This window comes from Pseudomonas sp. FBCC-B1667 (assembly GCF_059133255.1).
The window spans coordinates 2553381-2576851 of sequence record NZ_CP101437.1 but is presented as its reverse complement, the minus strand read 5'-3'; the positions used below and the strand labels follow the sequence as shown (position 1 = coordinate 2576851).

The following is a 23471-nucleotide window of genomic DNA, read 5'->3' as shown; positions in this document are numbered from 1 at the left end:
TGCCAATGGCGAGGTCGGCGATGACAAGAAGAGCTAATAACCGCTAAACACGGCAACCTCAAAAATCTCCTGTGAGAGTGAGCCTGCACGCGATTGCCATTTGTCATTCAACATTGATGTTGTCTGAGACGCCGCCATCGCGAGCAGGCTCACCCCTACAGAGGGAACTGTGTGTGAGGCTTAGAGTTCGCCTTCAGATTGATCCAGCCATTCGCGCAAAAATTCGATCAACGCCTGCACCGGACGCGAGCTTTGGCGATGCTGCGGATAGACCGCTGACAATCTCAGCGGCTCAGGTCGAAACGCCTCCAGCACCGGCACCAGCCTGCCATCCTGCAAGGCTGCACCGACGATAAACGTCGGCAAGTACGTAATCCCCATTCCGGCAATCGCCGCGTCCTTGAGCAACTCCCCGTTGTTGACCCGCATCCTGCCCGTGACATTGACGGTCAGTGGTTTGCCCTGCCCGTCAAAACGCCATTGCACCTGGCGACCGTGACCATACGGCAGGCAGTCGTGGCCGTGCAGGTCTTCGGGTTTGAGCGGCGTACCCCGTTCGGCCAGGTACGTCGGGCTGGCGCAGTAAACGCGCTGGATAGACGCGATGCGTCGGGCGATCAGCGTCGAGTCTTCCAGAATGCCGATGCGCAAGGCCAGGTCGTAGCCCTCACTGAGCAAGTCCACCGGGCGATCACTCAGGTCCACCTCCACGGTGACGTCGCGATAACGCTGCAAGAACACCGGCAGCAGACACCCCAAATGTGCCACCGCAAACGACAACGGTGCGCTGATGCGAATGGTGCCGCGTGGCTCGGCGGTCTGCCCGGCGATGCCCTGCTCCACTTGCTCGACCTCACCCAGCAGGCGCAAGGCTGACTCGTAATAACTTTGCCCCAGCGGCGTGACGTCTAGCCGCCGCGTCGAGCGATTGAGCAAGCGCACGCCCAGGCGCTCTTCGAGCTGCATCAGGCGACGGCTGACGAACTGCTTGGACAGGCCCAATTGATCAGCCGCCGCCGTGAAGCTGCCGGAGTCCATGACCTGGCAAAAAATACGCATATCTTCAAACGGGTTCATTGTCACGCCTTGGTTGACAGTCAAACACTTTATAGCCGCTTTTTCGCGTATCGGCACCCTATTAATCTGTGTTCACGGTGTTGCTGAGGCCTGAACCACAGAGCCCGCAGCAACCTGGACCTTCGGTAATCAACTTCTAACCAATTAAAAAGGATTTACCCATGAACCTCGTCAAAAAAACCCTGACCGCGTCCCTCCTCGCCCTCTCCATCGGCAACGCATTTGCTGCCGGCAGCCCAGGGGTCGAACACAACACCCAAGCCTTCCTTGAGGCCCTCGCCGCCGGTGGTGGCAAGCCACTTGAGCAACTGAGCCCGAAAGAGGCCCGTGCGGTACTGACAGGTGCGCAAAACTCGGTGAAGGTGGATTTGTCGGGTGTGGACGTCAGCGACCGCGCGATCAAGGTCGATGGCCAAACCATTAACCTGAAAATCGTGCGTCCGGCCAAGGTCAAGGGTGAATTGCCGGTGTTCATGTTCTTCCACGGTGGCGGTTGGGTGTTGGGCGATTACCCGACTCACCAACGCTTGATCCACGACCTGGTGGTCGGCTCCGGCGCTGTCGCGGTGTATGTCGATTACACGCCGTCGCCGGAAGCCCACTACCCGACGGCGATCAACCAGGCTTATGCCGCCACCCGCTGGGTCGCCGAGCATGGCAAGGAAATCGGTGTTGACGGCAAGCGCCTCGCGGTGGCCGGCAACAGCGTCGGCGGCAACATGGCAGCCGTGGTGGCGTTGATGGCCAAGGAGCAGAACACCCCGGCGCTGCGGTTCCAGTTGTTGATGTGGCCAGTGACCAATGCCAAGTTTGACACCGTGTCGTACCAGCAATTTGCCGAGGGCCACTTCCTGACCAAGGGCATGATGAATTGGTTCTGGGACAACTACACCACCGATCAGACTGAACGCGCACAGATCCATGCGTCGCCGCTGCAGGCCAGCGCCGAACAGCTCAAAGGCTTGCCGGCAGCCCTGGTGCAAACCGCCGAGTTCGACGTGTTGCGCGACGAAGGCGAAGCCTATGCCCGTCACCTCGACGCGGCGGGTGTGCCAGTCACGTCCGTGCGCTACAACGGGATGATTCACGACTTCGGGCTGCTTAACCCGCTGAGCCAGATTCCGGAAGTGAAAGCGGCGGTTCGCCAAGCGGCACTGGAACTCAAGACGCATCTGAACTGAGTCCTTACAACTCGCCACACAGCACTGTGTGGCGAGTTTTTTTGTGATGTGCGGTGCGCCTGTGGCGAGCCACAAGGCGTTTTGTAAACCTTCGAGAGTTCCACTCATGTCCTTCATCCTCGCCCATCCGCTGTCCTGGAGTGCCCTGCTGCTGGTGATCGACACCGTGCTCTGGCACCTCGCGCCGTTCAAGCACCGCGTCACGCGGGTCGCCGTGCGCCTGGCACTGTTTGTGATGTTCAGCGCGCTGGTGATCAACGCCGGTGTCAGCCCGTTGCAGGCACCGCTGTTTGCCGAGGACCGGGTGGCGCAATTGGGCGCCACGGCGCTGGGTATTCTCTGGTGGCTGTACGCCGCGCGCGTGCTCACCGAAGTCATCGGCCTGGTGCTGATGCGCCGTGTCGGTCACAGCGGTCGATTGTTGCAGGACGTGATTGGTGCGCTGGTGTTTCTGATCGCCATCGTGGCGGCGGCCGGTTATGTGCTGGAACTGCCGGTGAAAGGTTTGCTGGCGACGTCTGGCGTCGTCGCCATCGTCGTCGGTCTGGCGCTGCAAAGTACCTTGAGCGATGTGTTTTCCGGGATCGTGCTCAATACCACCAAGCCGTATCAGGTGGATGATTTTGTAGTGATCGACGGTGTAGAAGGCAAGGTGCTGGACATCGACTGGCGCGCCACGCACCTGCTGACCAGCGCCGGCACCACAGCGGTCGTGCCGAACTCGGTGGCGGCCAAGGCAAAAATCGTCAACCTCAGCCGGCCAGACAACATGCACGGCGTGTCGATCAGTATTCAAGTGCCGAACCCCATCCGTCCGCGCCGAGTGTTGGACGCACTGGATCGTACCCTTCAAGGCAGCAGCAGTTGGCTGCTGAATCCGCCGCCGAAAGCAGTGTTGAAAGAGGCCGGCGAAACGATGTCCGAATACGTGGTCAGCGGCTTTATTGCCGACCTGAGCAAGAAGAGCGAAGTGCGCAATCAATTGTTCGACCTGGCGCATCGGCACCTCGAAGCGGCGGGCATTTCGCGGCGAATCGATGGCGTGATTGAACCGACCACCCGCGCACGGGCGTTGCTCGACGAGGTGAAAATATTTCGTTCCCTGAGCGAGGATGAGCGCGATCAAATGGCCGGATCGATGGTTGCGCAGCAGTACGCGGCCGGTCAGGTGGTGCTGGAAGTCGGTGAAGTTCCAGACAGCTTGTTGGTCATCGCAACCGGCGTGGTCAGCGCGACCGTGCCGGACGGCGCCGGGCACACCGAAGCCGGCCGCATGGGCCCGAGCGAAGTGATGGGTGAACAGAGCATCCTCACCGATACGCCATCCCAGGCGACCTTCACTGCGCTGACCTCGTGCATCATTTACCGGATCGACAAATCGCTGACTCGCAGTTGCATGGAACAACGGGTTGAAGTGGGTCGGGCATTGAACAAGTTGCAGGCAGTGCGGCAGCAGAACAGCCGGTTGGCGTTGATGGCCAAACCGCTACCGATCAAGAAAGGAGGATTTCTGGGGTGGCTGCAAAAGCATTGAATGCAAGACATAAACACTGTGGGAGCGAGCAGGCTCGCTCCCACAGGTCATGCGTCGATAGTGACAGGACTTACTTCGACGTCAGCGCCGAATAGCTGTTCATCAGATTGCGATAGTTCGGAATACGCGGCGACAGCAAATTCGCCAGGCCTTCCATGTCGTTGCGCCAGTCGCCTTGCAGTTCGCAAGCCACCGAGAACCAGTTGACGAGTTGCGCACCCGCCGCCGTCATACGCGCCCATGCCGCTTGTTGCACGGTTTCATTGAAGGTCCCCGAGGCGTCGGTGACGACGAACACTTCAAAGCCTTCAGCCAGTGCTGACAGTGTCGGGAAGGTCACGCAAACGTCCGTCACCACGCCGGCGATGATCAACTGCTTGCGGCCCGTGGCTTTGACGGCTTTGACGAAGTCTTCGTTGTCCCAGGCGTTGATCTGGCCTGGACGCGGAATGTACGGCGCGTCCGGGAACAGTTCTTTGAGCTCCGGCACCATCGGGCCGTTCGGGCCGTTTTCGAAGCTGGTGGTGAGAATAGTCGGCAGTTTGAAGAACTTGGCCAGGTCCGCGAGGGCCAGCACGTTGTTCTTGAATTCGTTCGGTGAGAAATCCTGAACCAGCGAAATCAGGCCGGTCTGGTGATCGACCAACAGGACAACAGCGTCGTCTTTGTTCAGGCGTTTATACGGAACGTTGCTCATGTGAAACTCCTCGAGGTTGGTTTTTACGTCGAGCGCCGATGCAGTCCATCGGCGCTTTTTTATGATCGTCAGAACGCGAAGCACGAGCAGCCAAAGGCGCCCCAGAAACCCGCGAAATCGCTGACTGGCGCATTCGACAAACGCGCCTTTTCGTGGCTGTGGGCATGCACGCCGCACGGCCCACTGCAATGGTGAACCTGCGCCTGCATCGGCGAGGTCGGCCGCCAGTGACCTGGCACCTTCACCACCGGCGACCAGTCCGGCAGCACCGGCACGCTGGCCGGCCCGAGTTTTTCGAAGTCACCGGCGGCGTACACCACTTTGCCGCCGACTACGGTCAACACCGACTCGATCCATTTGATGGCTTCCTCGTCGACGCTGAAAAAGTCCGCGCTCAGAGCCGCGACGTCCGCCAGTTGACCGACCTTGATCATGCCTTTCTTGCCCTGTTCGGAAGAGAACCAGGCGCTGCCATGGGTGAACAGTTCCAGCGCGGTCTGCCGGGAAAGGCCTTCCGCGTGCAGTTCCAGGCCGCCGACAGTGCGCCCGCTGACCATCCAGTACAAAGAGGTCCAAGGATTGTAGCTGGACACTCTCGTGGCATCGGTGCCAGCGCCGACCGGTACACCTTCGGCCAGCATGCGCTTGATCGGCGGCGTCGCTTGCGCGGCTTTGGCGCCGTAACGCTCGACAAAATATTCGCCCTGGAATGCCATCCGGTCCTGAATCGCAATACCACCGCCCAGCGCCCTCACCCGCTCAATGTTCTGCGGGGTGATGGTTTCAGCGTGGTCGAAAAACCACGGCAGACCGTTGAACGGAATGTCGCGGTTGACCTTCTCGAACACATCGAGCATCCGGCTGATGGATTCGTTGTAGGTGGCGTGCAAACGGAACGGCCAACGCTGCTCGACCAAGTGGCGCACCACCGGTTCCAGCTCGTCTTCCATGGTCTGCGGCAGGTCCGGGCGCGGCTCGAGGAAGTCTTCGAAATCCGCCGCCGAGAACACCAGCATTTCGCCGGCACCGTTGTGCCGCAAGTAATCATCGCCCTGGTGCAGAGTCACGCTGCTGGTCCAGTTCTTGAAGTCGCTGAGTTCTTCTTTGGGCTTCTGGGTGAACAGGTTGTAGGCGATGCGAATGGTCAGTTGCTGATCCTTGGCCAACTGCTCGATCACCTGATAATCGTCCGGGTAATTCTGGAAACCACCGCCGGCATCGATAGCGCTGGTCAGGCCGAGACGATTGAGTTCGCGCATGAATTGGCGGGTCGAGTTGACCTGATATTCCAGCGGCAATTTCGGCCCCTTGGCCAGCGTCGAGTACAAAATCATCGCATTGGGCCGCGCGACCAGCATGCCGGTCGGGTTGCCGTTGGCATCACGGACAATCTCGCCGCCCGGCGGATTCGGCGTATCGCGGGTGTAACCGGCAACGCGCAGCGCCGCGCGGTTGAGCAAGGCGCGGTCATACAGGTGCAGCACGAACACCGGGGTGTCTGGCGCGGCCTGGTTGAGTTCTTCGAGGGTCGGCATGCGTTTTTCGGCGAACTGGAATTCATTCCAGCCCCCCACCACGCGCACCCATTGCGGGGTCGGCGTACGGTCGGCCTGCTCTTTAAGCATGCGCAACGCATCGACCACCGAAGGCACGCCTTCCCAGCGCAGTTCGAGGTTGTAGTTCAAACCGCCACGGATCAGGTGCAAGTGCGAGTCGTTAAGGCCGGGAATCACACAGCGACCCTTGAGGTCGATCACTTGCGTGCCCGAGCCGCGCAGGGCCATGGCCTCGGCATCGGTGCCAACCGCGACAAAACGGCCGTCGCGGATCGCCACGGCACTGGCTCGGGGGTTTTCACGGTCAACGGTATGAAATTGGCCATTGAACAAAATCAGGTCGGCGTTCATCGCGTTTCCTTGGGCTGAGGGGAAGGAGATAACCAGGGCGCGAACAATCGGGTCGCCATGGGCATGAACAGGTACACCACCGACAGCACGATGGTGAGCGTGATCAGGAACGTCGCTACGACGTAATTGGAGAGAACGGCATTGAGTTGCAGCAGCGGTCCCCAGATCAGCGGCACCAGCAAGGTGTGCGGCAGAATCACCAGCAAGGTCACCACGGCCTGCTTCCAGCGTGGCGGTGGTGGCGACGCGGCGTCGGCCTGGGGCGCGAACCAGAATTCATTGACCGGATTGACCTCAGTCTGGTCGCCGTCAGCGAGCATCGGGGTGGCTTCGCTGACCAGTTCCAGGCGTAGCGGCGAATCGAGCCACTGCTGCATTGCATCGGTGGTGCAAAAGCGCAGCACGCAGGTGTACATGTCGAGCCCGGCGTTTTTACCGCGCATCACGTCCACGCCCAAGTGCCCTTCCTGTTGTCCGGCGATACTGACAATGTTGCGCAGCCAGGCTTCGTAAGGCACCTCATAACCGGCCTTGACCCGGTGCTTGATGACCAGGGTCACGACTTCTTCAAAAGGTTTGGCTTCAGGCATAACGCAACACTCCGGCGAATCGGACATTGAGCGCCAGCCGACCAGGCCCGGCGATGAAAATGCTGGTGAACAAGATCAACAACAACCAGCCGAATTGCCCTTCTTCGAGGCTCCATTGCGGATGCACGACCACCATCGCCACCAGCAACACAGACAAAATCGGCAGACACGCCAAGCGCGCCAATAGCCCGGCAATGATCAGCAGCGGGCACAGCACTTCGGCGAAAATCGCCAGCACCAGCGTCAGGTTAGCGCCGAGGTGGAAAGGGTCTTCGATGACGTGCAGTTGAGTGCTGTAGTTAAGCAGCTTCGGTAAACCGTGCACCCCCAACAGGAACAGGCTGGCACTGACTCGCAGAAACAGCAGGCCCCAGTCTTGGACCCGTTCATCCCGTTGCGATGTGTTCATGGGCTACCCGTACAAATGAAAAAATCAACGGCAACGATATGCCGGGACGTTTTTCGATAGTGCCGGTGTGGGGACGGGAAAAATTGGATGGGTGTGCTCTTTTTGTGGATGCACCTGGATCTACCAACCCACGCAGATCAATTGCAGGAGTGAGCCTGCTCGCGATAGCGGTGGGTCAGGCAACATCCACGTTGAATGGCATGCCGCCATCGCCAGCAGATTTTTGTTGCCCGCCGGTTTTTGTCGGGCATAAAAAACGGCCCCTTCAAAGGCCGTTCTGTGCAACGGGCAAAGCTGCGCAGATCTCAGCGCCCGGCCCTACTCGCCTGCCGGATTGGCCAGCACATTCAGACTCAAAGGCTCTGATACCACAGGGGGCGATGTTCCACGGGTATAGCTGAAGGTCACCGTGACCCTTGTGCCGAGGTTGGCGCTTACTAGCGTTGTGGGTAACAGTATTTCTCTGGGCCTTGAGTTGCCAACCTGGACTGGAGCGGTGGTTCGCGTCCCGGCACCCGGCGTTCCTACCCACATCACTCTGACCAGGTCTGTGGATATCATGTCGTAGTTCAAAACGGCAGTCAGGCGGTCCCTGGCCGCTGCCGGGTCCAGGTTGGTGTTATCGGGGGCCTCTTTGATGGTCAGCGGCAACGGTAATTGTGCCGCAACGTTGATTGTCCAGGTGTTGGAGTCCTCATGACCGCCATACAAGGCCACAGCCTTGAACACGTGACGCCCATTGCCCAGGCCCACCATCAAAAATTCCCAACGACCGGAAACGGCCCTGACGGTGCCTTTGGAAATGAGCCCGTCAAAAACTTCCACTTCTCCACCCACCATGGCGATCCCTTCTACCGTCACGTTGTTATGCCCGATATTCCCGCCATCGATGATGTCCTGACCGAATGGATCCTTCACCGACAAGATCACCGGCGTCACCGGTGCATCAGTTCTCACAATGTAGTTGCGCGGCGCAAAAATCAGAGCAGTGGTCTCATCATCGCTTCCATCCAGCGTCGCCATGAACTCCAGAATCAACGTGCTGCGATCCCTGAGCTGCTTGAGCGGAACGGCATCAAAATTTTGTTTATAAAAGCCGTAAAAGATCAATTGCTGATCAACCACAGTGCCAGGCCAGTACACAGCCTCGAAATCACTGCCGTTGGCGTTGGTCCCCCGGAGCCGAAGCCAATGCGTTTGACCGTAGGCAATCAAGGGCCATGCATTAATTCGCAAGGTGAATTCTGTCAGGTTATTCACATTCAGGACCAAGCCTTCACCCGCGTCGTCCGCCTGCGGGATAAACGGTCTGGGCAGATCGCGTTGTGCCAGCGGCAGCACATACAAAATCAACGGCTGCGAGGTTCTGGGCGCCGAGCCGTCGCCACTGTTAACGGTGTAAGTCAGCGTGATCGTTCGGCCCAGATTGAATGTCACCAACGAATTGGGGATTCGTAGCTCCATGGGGCGAGTATTACCGACCTCGACGAAGCCCGAGGTATATGAACCTTCGGACGGAGTGTCCGGCGCCCCCTGCCAGTTCACGCTGATCCTGTCCGTGGCCTGGCTTTCGTAGTTCACAACGATGGTCAGGTTATGCCTGACCGCCATCGGGTCCAGGACCGTGAACGCGGGGTTTTCCTTGATCCTGGGCGGGGCCAGGTCATCGGTGGCGACGGCAGTCAGATTATTCATCATTCGCTCTCAGTGCGTGATTGACCTTGCCCATAGGGTACTGGCCTATCTCACACTGGATCGGGAATAGCCGCCACTGTCATAACTGACAGGTTGATGATTTTTTCGGACGAGTGGTTATGCCTCGAGAACTGGCCTCCATAGCTCCTGTAGGCGTGAGCCCGCCCGATAGAGAGGCGATCACGTTCAAGCAGGAATTGGCAAAGGCGCCGACATGAACTCACTGATGCGCGAGCGTAACCAGCGCTCCGCCGGGTCATTGTCATGGACCCCGCTCCACGCCATCGACAACTGCGCCGCATCGATGGGAAACGGCGGGTCTTCAGCGCGCAATCCGCAGCCTTCCACCAACGCACAGGCGGCATAGTCCGGCACGGTGGCGATCATCTCGGTGCCGGCGAGCAAGGCGCGCAAGCCACTGAACTGCGGCACGCCCAACACCACACGGCGGCTGCGACCCAGCTTGGCCAGGTCGAGGTCGATGTTGCCGCTCAGGTCTCCGGAAAACGACACCATGGCGTGGGGCCGTTCGCAGTATTCATCCAGCGTCAGCGTGCCCGGTCGCTTGTCCCCGCGCAGCACTTTGCAGGGAATATCGCGCAGTTTTTTGCGTTTGGCGTTCGCCGGCAGGTCGGTGGTGTAGCTCACCCCCACGGAGATTTCCCCGGAGGCCAGCAACGCTGGCATCAGCAAGTAGTTGGCGCGGCGCACCACGACCACGATCCCCGGCGCCTCTTCTTGCAGCTGTCGCAGCAACGGTGGAAACAAGCCGAACTCGGCATCGTCCGACAACCCGATTCGAAACACGTCGCAACTGGTCGCCGGCTCAAACTCCTTGGCCCGGCTGACCGCGCCCGAGATCGTATCCATTGCTGGTTGCAACTCCTTGAGGATCGCCAGCGCCCGCGCCGTTGGCTCCATGCCGCGACCGTTACGCAGCAACAACGGATCGTCGAACAAATCGCGCAACCGTCCCAGCGCCGCACTCACCGCCGGTTGGCCCATGAACAGTTTTTCCGCGACACGGGTCAGGTTTTTTTCGAACATCAGCGCCTCGAAAATCACCAACAGGTTCATGTCGACGCGGCGCAGATCGTTACGGTTCATTGGCACGGTTCCTTTGTGTGGTAAGCCAGAGGACTTTACTCGATCAGCGGTACGTTGGCCGCACGTTTGTAAGGGCCATATTCCACCGGCACCCACTGGAAGTGCTTGCCCTCGGCGGCAATGTGGCCGATGCCCGGAAACGGCAAGTGCGCCGCCGTCACCCAGGTCTTGCTGGCAGCCGCATCGCTGAACACCTTGGCCCGGCTCTTGATCGCTTGCTGGCTGTTGACGTCAAAAGCAATCGACACCTCGGGGTGCTCGAATTGCACCGCCAGGTTATGCACCAGATCGCCCATGAACAGGATGCTCTGACCCTGCGAAGTGAAGCGGTACGTGGTGCTGCCGGGGGTGTGCCCGGCCTCCAGCACCGCATCGACCACGCCTGGCACAGGTGACTGACCGGCGTTGAACGTGTTGAAACGACCTTGCGCAACATAAGGCGCTGTGGAGTCCTGGGCGATTTTGAAATACGGCTTGGCGCCGTCGGGTGCCTTGGCGATGGCTTGCGGGTCGAGCCAGTAATCCGCCTCGGCTTTCGCCGCGTAGACCGTGGCATTGGCGAACACTGGTTTTTGCGCTGCGTCGACCAGCCCGCAGACGTGGTCGAGGTGCAGGTGGGTCAACAGAATCACATCGACCTGAGACGGCTCATACCCCGAGGCTTTCATGTTGTCCGAGAGCATGCCGGCCGTGGCGCCGATGCACTGGCCGGCGCCGGAGTCCACCAGAATCAGCTGTTTCCCGGTGTTGACCAAAAACGCGTTGAACGCGGTTTGCATGCCTGGCGTTTCAATCGAGCGACGGGCCAGCAGCGCGCGAATCTGGCTTTGGGTCAGGCCCTTGAGCAGTGTTGGCGAGAGGTCGTTGTAACCATCGAACAACGCCGTCACTTCGTAATCGCCCACCGCCAGGCGGAAGTAGCCCGGCACTTGGGTGCCGACTTGCGCCGGAGCCTGCGCCGAGGAAATGCCGGATGCCAGCGCTGCTGTGAGACCCAGCGCGCCAACCAGAGAATGCTTCATGCGTTCACCCTTGATCGATAAAAAAGCGGCCGCGCGTAACGCCACCGGATGACGTCGATAGTGCAAGCACGGCGTCTGGAGAACTTGCAGCAATGTGCTGAGTTAGCGCCTTTGCCGGGGGTGCGCGAAGACGGAATTAACAACGTTTAACTCGCCTGCCAACACCCCGCGACGAAGAATGAAGCTCACCGACACGGATATTTGTCATGGCTCACTCTCAGCAAAACGTTGCCCGCGCGACAGTCACTGAATCGCCAAAGCAGGCCACCGGCGGCCTGACCCCATGGCGCGAAAGCCTGGCGAAACAATTGATCCTTGACCGTCTCGATGAAACCGTCGAGGTCACTGAACTGGCACGGGCTTGCGCCCTTTCGCGCAGTCATTTCTCCCGCGCGTTCAAATGCAGCACCGGTTATTCGCCTCAGGACTGGATACGTCTCCAACGTATTGCACGGGCCAAGCAGTTGATCCGCGACACCGACTTGAGCCTCACGCAAATCAGCCTCGAATGCGGTTTCTGCGATCAGGCGCACTTCTGTCACATCTTCACCCGCAGCGAAGGCATCAATCCGTTTGCGTGGCGATGCCGTACCCCGCGTTCACAACCCCATCCTCCCGCCTACACCGCTCAACTTCTCGCGCAATAACGCCCAACGTCGAACGCTCGACAGCGGCTACAGGGGCGCAGGCACCTGTAGCCGCTTGTGTCAGCCCTTGAGGAATGCCAGCAGATCAGCGTTGAGTTGATCCTTGTGGGTGTCGGTCAGACCATGGGGCGCGCCCGGGTAGATCTTTAACGTAGAACCTTTGACCAATTTTGCCGAGGCAATGCCCGCGGCTTCGATCGGCACTACCTGATCCGCGTCGCCGTGCACCACCAGGGTCGGGATGTCGAATTTCTTCAGGTCTTCGGTGAAGTCGGTTTCGGAGAAAGCCTTGATGCAGTCATAGGCATTCTTGTGGCCGGCCATCATGCCTTGCATCCAGAACCAGTCGATCATGCCTTGCGACGGTTTCGCGCCCGGCTGGTTGAAGCCGAAGAACGGACCACTGGCGAGGTCGATGTACAGCTGCGAACGGTCGACCAGCGACGCCTGGCGAATGCCGTCGAACACTTCGATCGGCAGGCCGCCGGGGTTGGCTTCGGTCTTGAGCATCAGCGGCGGCACCGAGGAGATCAGCCCGGCCTTGGCCAGCCGGCCCGTGCCATGGCGACCGATGTAGCGCGCCACTTCGCCGCCGCCGGTGGAGAAGCCGAACAGCACCGCATCTTTGAGGTCCAGCAACTCGATCAACTGCGCCAGATCGTCGGCGTAATGGTCCATGTCGTTACCCGCCCACGGCTGGCTGGAGCGTCCGTGACCACGGCGATCATGGGCGATGACCCGGTAGCCCTTGGAGGCCAGGAAAATCATCTGCGACTCCCAGCTATCGGCATTCAACGGCCAGCCGTGGCTGAAGACGATGGGTTGACCGGTGCCCCAGTCCTTGTAGTAGATCTCGGTGCCGTCGCGGGTGGTGAATGTAGTCATGGGCTATCTCCTTTGCGAGTGTCGGGGGGTCTATCAAACAGGTGAGTGGTTCATGCGTTCGGCCAGCCGTGCCACGCGCTCGCCCAGGTGCGCCGCAGTGCAGCGATCTTCAGGTGGCGGGGCCAGTTCGGGAGGTTGTTCGACATTGGATTGGGACATGGCACCGAGCGAGCTGCCCAGGCGATTCATCTGCCCATCGAACACGCCGGTACCGGAACGCGCCGGCAGCAGGTCGAGGCCGACCCAGATCATTGAGTGCTGAGCGGCGAACACCGACATTTGCAGCAAGGTGTTGAGCTTGTCGCCGCACAGGCTGCCGGAGTTGGTGAACCCGGCGGCCAGTTTGTCGCGCCAGGGCTGGGCCAGGTAAAACGCCGAGGTGGCTTCCATGAAGCCTTTGAAAGGTGCCGAGGCGCTGCCCATGTAGGTCGGGGCGCCGAAGATGATGGCGTCGGCGCTGTGCAAGCGGTCCCAGTGGTCGTCCACTTCCTCGACCGGAATCAACAGGCAGGTGCTGCCCAAGTGCCGTTCCACCCCCTGGGCCACGGCTTGCGCCATGACACGGGTGTGCCCGTAGCCACTGTGATAGACCACCACGACATTGCTCATTCCGATGTCCTCATGACAATAAATCCCTGCTTCACTTCAATGCCAACATCAACAAACGTTGCGTACGGCGACCGACCGATGGCCGTTGAAGAACCAGAGTTTTGGGCGTAGACCAGACGCAGCACGAGTTAAACGTTGTTAATTTTCCCTGGCGCGCCAAAAGCCGTAACCCCGGCTTTGTTACCGTAAACACGGCACAGGCCAGCGGTTACAGGTATGAATAGTCGCTGCGAACACCTGACAGTCATCCACCGCCCGGATTGCACTGATCCCAAAACCTGCGGAATATGCTCGAAAACCGCGTACTAGACGGATGCAAGCAGGAGCGACACGTTGACCCTCTCCCCCGAACAGGCTGTGCATTTCGGCCCCTACCGGATCTACCCCGCACGACGTCTGGTGATGGAGGCCGACCAGCCCCTGCGCCTGGGCCGGCGTGCCATGGACATTCTGCTGATCCTGCTGGAGCACGCCGGACAGGTGGTCAGCAAACAGCAACTGATCGCGGCGGTCTGGCCCAAAAGCGTGGTGGAGGACATCAACCTGCGGGTGCACATGGCAGCGTTGCGCAAAGCCCTCGGCGATGGCCAGGCCGGCCAGCGCTACATCGTCACCGTGGCGCAGCGCGGCTATAGCTTTGTCGCGCCCTATTCGCTGGAACGGATCGAGCAACACCCCGAACTTGAAGGACCGGTGCCCAGCGGCCATAACCTCCCCGTGCGGCGCACCCGACTGATCGGGCGCCAGTCCCTGGTCGATCATTTGGTGACACAACTGGCACGCCAGCGCTTCATCACCCTCGTCGGCCCCGGCGGCATCGGCAAGACCACCGTGGCCCTGCGCGTCGCCGAACAGTTGATCGGGCGCTACCGGGACGGCATTCGCCTGCTGGACCTGGCGCCGATCAACGATCCGCTGATGATCACCGCCCATTTGGCGACACTGCTCGACGTGTCCCTGCACGATGGCGAACCGGTGAGCGCACTGGCGGCCTTCCTGCGCGACCGGCAGATGCTGCTGGTTATCGACAATTGCGAACACTTGGTAGACGCCATCGCCCTGCTCTGCGAAAGCACCCTGCGCGCCGCGCCCGAAGTGCACATCCTGGCCACCAGTCGCGAAAGCCTGCGAGCCGAAGGCGAGTTCGTTCAGCGCCTTGAGTCGCTGGATTGCCCACCGCCTATCGCCGTGCTGGACCGTGCTCAGGCCATGACGTTTTCGGCGTTGCAATTGTTCGTCGAGCGGGCGATGGCCAGCCACGACAGTTTCGAACTGAGTGAAGACGAGCTGCCGCAGTTGATCGACATCTGCCATCGCCTGGACGGCATTCCGCTGGCCATCGAACTGGCTGCCGCGCAAGTCGTCCACTTGGGTTTGAGCGGCGTGCTGGAGCAGTTGCAAGGCAGTTTTCGTCTGCTGACCCAAGGCTGCCAGTCGGCATTGGGTCGGCACCAGACGCTGCGCGCCACGCTCGACTGGAGCTACGAACTGCTGACGAACTGCGAGCAAACCTGCCTGCGCCGGCTGGGCGTGTTCAGAGGAGGATTCACCCTGGAGTCCGCAGCGGCGTTGATCGTCGGTGAACACATCGACCCCGGCAAGGTGTTTGGTGCGATCACTCAACTGGTGGCCAAGTCGCTGCTGAACGTGGAAGTGGGCGACGAAGAAGTGTTCTATCGCCTGCTCGACACCACACGCAGCTACGCCCTGGAAAAACTCGACCAGGCCGCCGACCTGGCGGACACGCGAATCCGCCATGCCCAACGCTGCCTGGCGTTGATGCATCAGGCACGCAATGACTGGGAGCTCATCCCGACCAGTCTGTGGATCGAGCGGTACGCCCGGGGTCTGGAGGACATTCGCGCGGCGCTTGATTGGGGCTTGAACGGGCACGGTTCGCACACACTGGCCATCCAGTTGGCCGCAACGTCCACGCCGCTGTGGCAGGAACTGTCGCTGCTCAAGGAACATGGCATTTATGTGCGTAAGGCGCTGGCACTGCTCGATGCGACACCCGAGCCCTGCCCTCAGCTGAAAATGAGCCTGAAACTGGCCCTCGGCAGCTCCTGTTACCACACCCAGGGCGGCACTGCGGAAACCATCGACGCCTTCGTCAGCGCCAGAATGTTGGCCAGACAGTGCCGTGACATGGCCGGTCAGTTGCGGGCGGTGTCCGGGCACATGGCGGTCAATCTCAGTTGCGGAAATTATCAATCGGCGCTGGAACAGAGCCTGCAGTTCGATCGTCTGGGCGGGGATGACGACGCCGTGCTCGCGTTGAGCACCCATCGGCTGCGCGTGCTCGCGCTGCACTTTGCCGGGGATCAGGCGCGGGCCCGGGGCAACGCCGAAGAAGTGATCCAGCGCATGGCCCACAGTGGTCACCTCAACCGCTTCACCCACGGATTTGGTGTGCAATACGACCAAAGCGTTGCGTCCCTGACGATTCTGGCGCGCATCCTCTGGTTGCAGGGCCAACCGGAGCAAGCCTGGCGCACGGCCCGCCAGGCACTGGACATCGCGATCCAGATCAACCACGGCACCTCGATTTGCTACACCCTGGCCCTGGCCGGCTGCCTGATCGCCCATTACAACGGCGACACCCGCAGCGCCCGCGAGCTCCTGCGCCTGCTGCTGGAGCAAGCGCAAAAACATTCGGTGCTGTTGTTCTACACGTGGGCGCGTCATTACGCGCAGGTGATCGATCAGGCAGAGGCGCACTTGCCGCCTCCACCGGCCAGCGGATTGATCAAGGACATCATGGTCACGCTGGACAGCGGTTTCGTCGATGACGCTTTGCTGCACCGCGCGGATACCGGTATAGCCGGCTGGAGCACCGCAGAAATTCTTCGGGCCCAAGCGAATGCCCTGCTGGAAGAGGATTGCCCGTTGAAAAACCAGGCGGCCGAGGCCGTGCTGATACGGGCATTGAACGTGGCCAGAACCCAGGGCGCCCGCGCCTGGGAGCTGCGCAGCGCCATGTCGCTGGCCCGGCTCTGGCAGCGTCAGGGTCGCTATCGGCAGGCCCATGAACTGCTGGCCCCGATCTACCAGCAATTCACCGAAGGCTTTGCCACACCGGACCTGATGAACGTCCGCCGGTTACTCGACGAGTTGCAATGCCACCTGCCCAGCTGACGTGGAGCGCCCCCGGCTGATGAAACGGGCGTAGCGCCTTTCGAAATCGTGAAACGCTCCACTGTGCTCGAGTTTTTCCAAGGCGTACAAGCGCGTAGTGTTGAGGAAACGGTAGCGGGTCATACCGCTACCCTGCTCCAGCGACAACAGCGACTTGAGCGCGAGGTGTTCCACCGCTTCCTTGACGCGGCCGGGCAGCAGCACCGCGCAACTGAGTACGCCGATGGCGGCGTCCAGAGTAAAGGACATTTTGAACACGGCCAGGCGCTGCAACACCGTTTGCTCCAATGGGCTGAGCTGGTCATAGCTCCAGTCCAGCGCGGCTTTCAGAGTTTGATGCCGGGGGACGGCCGTGCGCCGGCCCTGGGTCAGCAACTGAAAACAATTGTCTAGCTGCGCTTGCAATCCCACCAGCGCCAGTGCATCAATTTGCGCGGCCGCCAGCTCGATGGCCAGCGGCAAACCATCAAGCCTGCGGCAGATATCACCGACAGTGTCGAGGTCTTGTTCGCGCAGGGCAAAGCCTTGTTGACGGGTGCGGGCGCGACTGACGAACAACTGCACGGCCGAATAGCCCATGACTTGCGCGACACTCTGCCACTCGCAGATGGGCGGCACCGCCAGTGGCGACAGACGCACCAGCGTTTCCCCTGCGGCCAACAACGGTTCGCGGCTGGTGGCCAGAATCGACACCCGGGGCGCCGCGATCAGCAGGCTTTCAACCAGCGTGCGACAGCGCTCCAGCAGGTGCTCGCAGTTGTCGAGCACCAGTAATGCATGGCGCTGCGCCAACGCCTCAAGGGCGGTCCCGGGATCCAGTTCAAGGGTGCGCGCCAGATGTTCAATAACTTGCTCGGGATCATCAATCGCTCCCAGATCAACCAGCCAGACACCGTCCCGATACTGTTGCAACACCAATTCGGCAACGCGCAATGCCACGATGGTCTTGCCGATCCCGCCGGGACCGACCAATGTCATCAAACGCCGCACCGGCAACTGTCGCACCAGACTGCCGACAATCGAGTCGCGGCCGGTCACCGGCGTGAGCCGTGCAGGCAAGTTGTGTTGAGCTTTCTGTATGGACTGGATCGACACGGGCGCGCCCGCCGGCTGTGGCAAGACCGGGGCCACAAAACTGTACCCGTGCTGAGGAATGTTGACGATGTAGCGCTGGCCGTTCTGCCCGTCGCCCAGAGCGCGACGCAGCGCAGCAATGTGCACGCGCAGATTGATTTCTTCGACCACCGACGTCGGCCAGACCCGGGCAATCAGTTCGTCCTTGCTGACCACCGTTCCTGCACGCTCAACCAGTGCCTGCAAGATGTCCATGGCCCGCCCGCCCATGCGCAGCGGCCGATCACCGTCCAGGATCAGCCGTTGCCGCTGGTGAAACGCGTAGGGGCCGAAATGCAGCACCGCTTCGCTGTTTAAATCTGTGAGGCTGTTCATGCACGTTAGCGTGCTGAAAACCTGCTCCGGCGCAAAGTGCCAACGACCTCTTTCGCACTCGCCGTCCAGGCTCCCGCACCTCCCTCGCAAAGAGTTCAGGGGTATCTTGGCAGTCCTGCGTGACGGTTCAACGGCCACGGAGGGAGCGTCCCGGCCATCAAGGTGCGCATGACGGACACACCACGTCAGCTGAACTGTTCGCGGTACTGGCTGGGTGTCAGCCCGAGTTTTTCGCCGAACAGAAAACGCATGTGCCGCACACTGCCAAAACCACTTTTGAACGCCACGGTCTTGAGTGGCAGGTCACTGGTTTCCAGCAAGCTCCTGGCGCGGTCGATGCGCGCGTTTTGCAAAAACTCCATCGGTGTCATGTTCACTTCCCGGGCAAAAACCCGGGTGAAGTGCCGCGTACTCATGGTTGCCAGACCGGCCATGCGCTCGATGCAGAACGCTTCATCCAGATGTTCCAGTACATAGTTTTGCACCCGGGTGATCGGCGTTTCGTGCGGGGCAACCGTGGCCATCAACGGGCTGAATTGCGCCTGTCCACCCTGGCGCTTCATCACCACCAGCAGCACTTTGGCCACGTCTTGCGCGACTTTTTTGCCATGGTCCTCGGCGACCACCGCCAGCGCCAGGTCGATGCCGGCGGTCACGCCGCCGGAGGTGATGAGGTTACGGTCCAGCACATAGATCTGATCGGTCTCGATCGTGGCCTTGGGGAAGCCTTTGATCAGCCGTTCGGTGTAGTGCCAGTGAGTGGTTACGCGGTAACCGTCGATCAAACCGGCGTGCCCCAACACGAAGGCGCCGGTGCAGATCGAACCATAGCGCCCGGCGCGATTCACCGCGCTCTTGAGCCAGTTGAGCAACGCCGGGTGTTTCTCGTTATATGCGCCGGGGCCACCCGGCACCAGCAGCAGATCGTAATCTTGAGTCGCCTGATCAATGTGCAAATCGGCGTGGACGCTGACGCCATTGGACGCACGCAATGTGCCAGGCGCGGTGCCGATGGTCGTGAGGTGGTAGTGCTCCGCCGGGGCGAGGTAGCGGTTGGCGATGGAAAACACCTCCATGGGACCGGCCATGTCGAGCAGGAGGAACTCCGGGAATAACACCATTGCCACGGTTTTCATGAATTAAAAATCGCTAAGTCGGAAAAGAATACTGGCCAGACACCGGTCCCGGTAGGAGTACGGCGTTAAAAGGGTGCTATGCATTATGGCCAATCGTGGCGTCAGCGTCGGGAAAGAATGCGTGATCATTCGCACAAAACTGTCAACCTCATCAGGACAGTGTTTCAATTTCCATCTACTTATTGCACCCGCCAGTAACCATTAACCTTCTCCTCACTCGGACGAATCAACGTCCCACCAGGAGATTTCATCATGCTGACCCTTCGCAAAGCTTCTGATCGCGGCGCGGCCAATCACGGTTGGTTGAAGTCGTTCCATACCTTTTCCTTCGCCAACTATCGCAACCCGAAAGAACAGGGTTTCTCAGACCTGTTGGTGATCAACGATGACCGCGTAGCGGCCGGTAAAGGCTTCGGCCAGCACCCTCACCGCGACATGGAGATTTTCTCCTATGTGCTCGAGGGTGCGCTGGAGCATAAGGACACGCTGGGCACCGGTTCGGTGATCCGTCCGGGTGACGTCCAGTTGATGAGCGCCGGCAGCGGCGTGGCCCACAGCGAGTACAACCACTCGGCGACCCGGCCTGTGCATTTCTTGCAAATCTGGATCGTGCCGGAAGTGAGCGGCGCCAAACCGCGTTATCAGCAAGAGCACTTCAGCACGCAAAAGAAACGCGGTCGTCTGCAACTGATCATCTCCCCCGATGGGGACAAGGGTTCGCTGAAGGTGCGTCAGGATGCACGGGTGTATGCCGCGCTCATCGACGGCAAGGAAAGCGCTGCGCTGGAACTGGCCGCGAATCGTTATGCCTATGTGCACGTGGCCCGTGGCAGCGTTGAACTCAACGGCGTGCCGTTGCAGGAAGGTGATGGCGTGCGGGTTCGTGATGAGCAGCTGCTGACGTTGAGCAACGGTGTGGACGCCGAAGTGCTGGTGTTCGACCTGCGCCCGCAAGAACTGCCTGAAATGCCATAAGGTCTACCAATCGCCGCCTCGTTTTGCTCATAAGCGCCCACAGGTTTGCGTGTAGCTGTGGGAGCTGACGAGTGAAACGAGGCTGCGATCATTCAGGCTTCACTCACCCGTCCCTGAAAATACCGCGACAATTTCATCAATCACCGCCCGCACCCGCGCGGTGTGCCGCAAGTCGGCGTGGGTCACCAGCCAGACATCATACGGCAGCGGTCGTGTGCGCTCCGGCCAGAGCCTGACCAGGCCATCCCTCTCCCCCATGTACACCGGAATTTCCCCCAGCCCGATACCCGCCGCAATGGATCGGCGCACCAGCAGGCTGGAGCTCAGGCTCGACACGATCCGTCCACGATGCAAGGGCTCCGACACCAGCGTCATGTCCTTCTGGTTTTGCAGGTACGGCTGATACACCACCAGATCATGCCCCTGGAACGCCGAACCCGGCGCCGGCATGCCGTGGGCGTCCACGTACGCCCGGGACGCGAAAAGGCCCACCGGCCAGCGGGCGAGTCGTCGTGCAATCAGGTCCGGGTTATCCGGCCGGGTATTGCGCACGGCGATATCGGCTTCACGTTTGGCCAGGCTGAGAATCTGCGTCGAGGCGTCCAGTTGCACGCGTACGTCGGGGTGCTGTTGATGCAGGCGCGCCATGGCCGGGATCAGGAAGTCGATGGCCATGGAATCGGTGGTGCTGACCCTGACGAGTCCGGTCAACCGGTCGTCCAGCCCTTGGATCTGCCGCTGCAGCTCCAGTGCCGAACGCTCCATTTTTTCCACCGCCGCCAGCGCCGCCTCGCCGACCGCGGTCAGTGCATAACCTTCGGAGGTGCGCAGGAACAACGTGGCACTCAAGGACTTTTCCAGCGCCGTAATCCGCCGGCCCACCGTGGCCTGGTCGACCCCCAGCAACCTCGCGGCGCCGCGCAGTGTCGACTCCCGGCACACCGCGAGAAACACCCGTGCATCATCCCAATTCATGAGGCGCTCCAGTTGATGCAGATATGCATCACCATAGCGCAAAATCGCTGCGCTATTGCATCAGATAATCACGATAGGCTGAAGGCCAGCGAACACCTCTCAGGATCCTGCTCATGCACAGCTCATCGACTCCCTCGCGCAACGCCTTGTGGCTGCCGATCTTCGCCGGCCTGAGCGCCAGCCTGGTCAGCATTGGCCTGGCGCGTTTTGCGTACACGCCGTTGATTCCAGCGTTGATCCAGGCGCACTGGTTTTCCGCCAGCGACGTGGTTTACCTGGGCGCTGCCAACCTCGTCGGTTATCTGATTGGCGCCCTGATTGGCCGCCCTGTCGCGCAACATACCTCGAACAAAACCGCGCTGCGGCTGATGATGTTTGCCGTGACGGTATCGTTTTTCGCCTGTGGTTTTCCCTTGTCGGTGAGTTGGTTCTTTGGGTGGCGCCTGCTGTCGGGCGTTGCCGGTGGCGCGATCATGGTGCTGGTGGCTGCGACCGTGTTGCCCCACGTGCCGGCCTCGCGCCGAGGGCTGGCCAGCGGCGCAATTTTTCTCGGGATTGGCTTGGGCATTGCCGGTTCGGGGACGATTGTTCCGCCGTTGCTGAGCCTTGGCTTACAGCAAACTTGGTTCGGCCTTGGCCTGTTGTCCCTGGTGCTCACCGCTGCCAGTTGGTTCGGCTGGCCGTCAGAGGTGCACCACGCAGCCGTCGCACCCACAACCGACGAGCTCAGGATTGCCACTGATCCACGGGTTTACCTGCTGTTCGCTCAATACGCGTTCATGGCCGCCGGGCTGGTGCCCGCCATGGTGTTCCTGGTGGACTACGTGGCCCGTGGACTCGGAGCCGGGCCGCACGTCGGCGCGCTGATTTGGGTGATGTATGGCCTTGGCGCGATTATCGGGCCCGTGAGTTATGGCTTTCTGGCGGATCAGTTCGGCGCGAAAGTCAGTATTCGCCTGGTGCTGGTGGTGCAGGCGATTGCGGTTGGCCTGTTGTCGATCTCGAGTTCTTTTGTGGCGCTGGCCTTGCTGGCAGTGATTCTCGGCTCGTTCCCGCCGGGCATCGTCCCATTGGCGCTGGCGCGGGTTCACGAACTGATCCCCCAGCATCACCAGCAGCAAGTAGCGTGGAGCCGCGCGACGGTGTCGTTCGCCACCTTTCAAGCCATCGCCGGGTTTGCCTATTCGGCGCTGTTCAATGCCTGCGGCGGTCACCACGCTTTGTTGTTTGTCATTGCGGCCGGTGCGATTGTGGTTGCACTGCTGTTGGAACAGGGCATGCGTTTGTTCAACCGTCGTGACGATTTACTGCCTGTTTTGAACTGAATCACCGCTGCCTGGATGCGGTCCCATTTTTATGACTTCTCTATCTCAGGACTTCGACATGACATTGCCCCAAACCATGACCCTGATTGAAATCACCGAGCCCGGCGGCCCCGAGGTATTAAAGCCGCGCCAAGAGCCGGTGCCTGCCCCGACTGCGGGTGAAGTGCTGATTCGCGTGCACGCTGCCGGGGTCAACCGCCCCGACGCGCTTCAACGGGCAGGCAAGTACCCGCTGAAACCCGGCATGAGTCCGTTCCCGGGCCTGGAAGTGGCCGGTGAAGTGGTGGCCATAGGCGCAGGCGTCAGCGAATTCATTGTAGGCGACAAGGTCTGCGCGCTGACCAACGGCGGCGGCTACGCGCAATATTGCGTGGCACCGGCCGGCCAGACGCTACCGATTCCTGACGGCATGGATTGGTTGCACGCAGCGGCGATCCCGGAAACCTTCTTCACGGTGTGGGCCAACCTGTTCGACATGGGTGGCGCCAGCAAAGGCCAGCGCGCATTGATTCACGGCGGCACCAGTGGCATCGGCACCACCGCGTTGATGTTGTGCCGCGAATTCGGAGTCAAGGCCTTCGCCACGGCGGGCAGCGAGGACAAGTGTGCAGTGATCCGCCAGTTGGGCGCCGAGCCGATCAACTACCGCGACCAGGATTTCGCCGAGGTCATCGCGCAAAAAACCGCCGGCAAAGGCGTGAACGTGATCCTCGACATCATGGGCGGTTCGTACCTGAATCCGAACATCGCTGCGCTGGGCATGGAGGGTCGATTGGTGATGCTGGGCTTTCTCGGCGGCGCTCACGCCAAAGAGGTCGACCTGCTGGCGATCATGGCCAAGCGCGCAATCATCACCGGTTCCCTGTTGCGCTCACGCACCCGCGAAGAAAAGGCTTCGATTGCTGAACAGTTGCGGGAATATGTCTGGCCGGTTCTTGCCGCCGGGCGTTGTCTGCCGATGATTGACAACGTGTATGCGCTCAACGATGCGTCACAGGCCCATGCGCGGATGGAGGCTGGGGATCATGTTGGGAAGATTGTGTTGAAGGTGGATTGATCCGGATTTGGCTTTGGCTGTAATGGCCCCCCATCGCGAGCAGGCTCGCTCCCACA

20 protein-coding genes are annotated in these 23471 nt (G+C 60.6%); 7 read left to right on the top strand and 13 right to left on the bottom strand.

Going from position 1 to position 23471, the window contains the following annotated elements:
- Window positions 1-180 precede the first annotated feature (180 nt).
- Window positions 181-1077 carry a LysR family transcriptional regulator gene (locus NL116_RS11635; protein ID WP_494377273.1) on the bottom strand — a complete coding sequence of 299 codons (897 nt, stop codon included), beginning with the start codon at window positions 1075-1077 and terminating at the stop codon, window positions 181-183.
- 161 nt (window positions 1078-1238) lie between these two features.
- Between NL116_RS11635 and NL116_RS11630 the strand changes: the two genes are divergently transcribed.
- Window positions 1239-2258: an alpha/beta hydrolase gene (locus tag NL116_RS11630; protein ID WP_494377272.1), complete on the top strand. Its 1020-nt coding sequence runs from the start codon at window positions 1239-1241 to the stop codon at window positions 2256-2258.
- A gap of 106 nt (window positions 2259-2364) precedes the next feature.
- On the top strand, window positions 2365-3792 hold the full coding sequence (locus tag NL116_RS11625; RefSeq protein ID WP_494377271.1) for a mechanosensitive ion channel domain-containing protein: 1428 nt from the start codon (window positions 2365-2367) through the stop codon (window positions 3790-3792).
- A 70-nt stretch (window positions 3793-3862) separates the two neighbouring features.
- Here the strand turns inward: NL116_RS11625 and ycaC are convergent, their stop codons facing one another.
- The 7 genes from ycaC to NL116_RS11590 all read right to left on the bottom strand — a co-directional run bounded on the left by ycaC (window position 3863) and on the right by NL116_RS11590 (window position 11219).
- Window positions 3863-4489: an isochorismate family cysteine hydrolase YcaC gene (ycaC, locus tag NL116_RS11620; protein ID WP_027921406.1), complete on the bottom strand. Its 627-nt coding sequence runs from the start codon at window positions 4487-4489 to the stop codon at window positions 3863-3865.
- 68 nt (window positions 4490-4557) lie between these two features.
- On the bottom strand, window positions 4558-6396 hold the full coding sequence (locus NL116_RS11615; RefSeq protein ID WP_494377270.1) for an amidohydrolase: 1839 nt from the start codon (window positions 6394-6396) through the stop codon (window positions 4558-4560).
- On the bottom strand, window positions 6393-6986 hold the full coding sequence (locus tag NL116_RS11610; protein ID WP_494377269.1) for an antibiotic biosynthesis monooxygenase: 594 nt from the start codon (window positions 6984-6986) through the stop codon (window positions 6393-6395). Before NL116_RS11610 ends, NL116_RS11615 begins: the two co-directional genes overlap by 4 nt.
- Entirely contained in the window at window positions 6979-7395 is a 417-nt protein-coding gene (locus tag NL116_RS11605; protein WP_494377268.1) for a DoxX family protein, read from the bottom strand. Before NL116_RS11605 ends, NL116_RS11610 begins: the two co-directional genes overlap by 8 nt.
- 318 nt (window positions 7396-7713) lie before the next feature.
- Window positions 7714-9090: a hypothetical protein gene (locus NL116_RS11600; protein ID WP_494377267.1), complete on the bottom strand. Its 1377-nt coding sequence runs from the start codon at window positions 9088-9090 to the stop codon at window positions 7714-7716.
- A 186-nt stretch (window positions 9091-9276) separates the two neighbouring features.
- Entirely contained in the window at window positions 9277-10197 is a 921-nt protein-coding gene (locus NL116_RS11595; RefSeq protein ID WP_494377266.1) for a LysR family transcriptional regulator, read from the bottom strand.
- A 35-nt stretch (window positions 10198-10232) separates the two neighbouring features.
- Window positions 10233-11219, bottom strand: a complete 987-nt coding sequence (locus NL116_RS11590; protein ID WP_494377265.1) for an MBL fold metallo-hydrolase — start codon at window positions 11217-11219, stop codon at window positions 10233-10235.
- Between the two features lie 206 nt (window positions 11220-11425).
- Here NL116_RS11590 and NL116_RS11585 point away from each other — a divergent pair, with 206 nt between their 5' ends.
- On the top strand, window positions 11426-11866 hold the full coding sequence (locus NL116_RS11585) for a helix-turn-helix domain-containing protein (RefSeq protein WP_494377264.1): 441 nt from the start codon (window positions 11426-11428) through the stop codon (window positions 11864-11866).
- A 60-nt stretch (window positions 11867-11926) separates the two neighbouring features.
- On the opposite strand, the gene NL116_RS11580 is transcribed toward NL116_RS11585, so the two are convergent.
- Window positions 11927-12751, bottom strand: a complete 825-nt coding sequence (locus NL116_RS11580) for an alpha/beta fold hydrolase (RefSeq protein ID WP_494377263.1) — start codon at window positions 12749-12751, stop codon at window positions 11927-11929.
- 33 nt (window positions 12752-12784) lie between these two features.
- On the bottom strand, window positions 12785-13360 hold the full coding sequence (locus NL116_RS11575) for a flavodoxin family protein (RefSeq protein ID WP_494377262.1): 576 nt from the start codon (window positions 13358-13360) through the stop codon (window positions 12785-12787).
- A gap of 333 nt (window positions 13361-13693) precedes the next feature.
- On the opposite strand from NL116_RS11575, the gene NL116_RS11570 reads away from it, so the two are divergent.
- Window positions 13694-16498, top strand: coding sequence for an ATP-binding protein (locus NL116_RS11570; protein WP_494377261.1), 2805 nt, complete (start codon window positions 13694-13696; stop codon window positions 16496-16498).
- Here NL116_RS11570 and NL116_RS11565 read toward each other — a convergent pair.
- The gene (locus NL116_RS11565; protein WP_494377260.1) at window positions 16463-17947 is read right to left on the bottom strand and encodes an ATP-binding protein; all 1485 of its coding nucleotides are present in this window, start codon (window positions 17945-17947) and stop codon (window positions 16463-16465) included. The two genes, NL116_RS11570 and NL116_RS11565, sit on opposite strands and share 36 nt — an antisense overlap.
- A gap of 185 nt (window positions 17948-18132) precedes the next feature.
- On the bottom strand, window positions 18133-19083 hold the full coding sequence (locus NL116_RS11560) for a GlxA family transcriptional regulator (RefSeq protein WP_494377259.1): 951 nt from the start codon (window positions 19081-19083) through the stop codon (window positions 18133-18135).
- 252 nt (window positions 19084-19335) lie between these two features.
- Here NL116_RS11560 and NL116_RS11555 point away from each other — a divergent pair, with 252 nt between their 5' ends.
- Window positions 19336-20058 carry a pirin family protein gene (locus NL116_RS11555; protein WP_494377258.1) on the top strand — a complete coding sequence of 241 codons (723 nt, stop codon included), beginning with the start codon at window positions 19336-19338 and terminating at the stop codon, window positions 20056-20058.
- Between the two features lie 99 nt (window positions 20059-20157).
- Here the strand turns inward: NL116_RS11555 and NL116_RS11550 are convergent, their stop codons facing one another.
- The gene (locus NL116_RS11550; RefSeq protein ID WP_494377257.1) at window positions 20158-21033 is read right to left on the bottom strand and encodes a LysR family transcriptional regulator; all 876 of its coding nucleotides are present in this window, start codon (window positions 21031-21033) and stop codon (window positions 20158-20160) included.
- Window positions 21034-21146: 113 nt separating this feature from the next.
- On the opposite strand from NL116_RS11550, the gene NL116_RS11545 reads away from it, so the two are divergent.
- Both NL116_RS11545 and NL116_RS11540 read left to right on the top strand, forming a co-directional pair.
- Window positions 21147-22358 carry a YbfB/YjiJ family MFS transporter gene (locus tag NL116_RS11545; RefSeq protein WP_494377256.1) on the top strand — a complete coding sequence of 404 codons (1212 nt, stop codon included), beginning with the start codon at window positions 21147-21149 and terminating at the stop codon, window positions 22356-22358.
- Between the two features lie 58 nt (window positions 22359-22416).
- Window positions 22417-23415, top strand: a complete 999-nt coding sequence (locus tag NL116_RS11540) for an NAD(P)H-quinone oxidoreductase (RefSeq protein WP_494377255.1) — start codon at window positions 22417-22419, stop codon at window positions 23413-23415.
- Window positions 23416-23471: the final 56 nt, after the last annotated feature.